This is a genomic window from Kocuria cellulosilytica (assembly GCF_040981245.1).
Classification (GTDB): Bacteria; Actinomycetota; Actinomycetes; order Actinomycetales; family Micrococcaceae; genus Kocuria; species Kocuria cellulosilytica.
Window position 1 is genome coordinate 1 of record NZ_JAVFWZ010000122.1, and the last position, 541, is coordinate 541.

A 541-nucleotide genomic window follows, 5' to 3' on the forward strand; every position below is an offset into this window, starting at 1 on the left:
GTCCTGCACCGGCTGCTCAGCTCGTACTGACCCGCCGCGCCCCGACCCCCGCACCCGACGAGGACCTCATGCCCCGCACGGACGCCCCGTCGCCCGAGACCCTGCTGCCCGACGAGCTGCTCACCACCTTCCGCGAGCGCGCGGACGGCTACGACCGGGAGAACCGCTTCTTCGACGAGGACTTCGCGGACCTGGTCCGCATCGGCTATCCCCTGATGCTGGTGCCGCGCGAGCACGGGGGCCTCGGGTTCACGCTGCGGCAGGCCGCGGCGGCTCAGCGCCGGCTCGCGTCCGCGGCACCGGCCACGGCCCTGGGCATCAACATGCACCACGTGCTGGTGGGCGTGGCGCACACGCTGCGGCTGCGCGGCGACGGGCGCGCCCGGCGGATCTTCGAGCAGGCCGCGGCCGGGGAGATCTTCGCCTTCGGCATCTCCGAGGCGGGCAACGACGCCGTGCTCTTCGACGCGGTGACCACCGCGGAGGCCGACGGCGACGGGTACCGGGTCACCGGCACCAAGATCTTCACCTCGCTCTCCCC

General features: G+C 73.8%; 1 protein-coding gene. It reads left to right on the plus strand.

Translation table 11 applies throughout. The features are described from left to right. Positions 1-68 precede the first annotated feature (68 nt). Positions 69-541 (plus strand): acyl-CoA dehydrogenase family protein (locus tag RCG67_RS17300; RefSeq protein ID WP_368828048.1); only part of this gene is annotated, 473 nt, incomplete at its 3' end.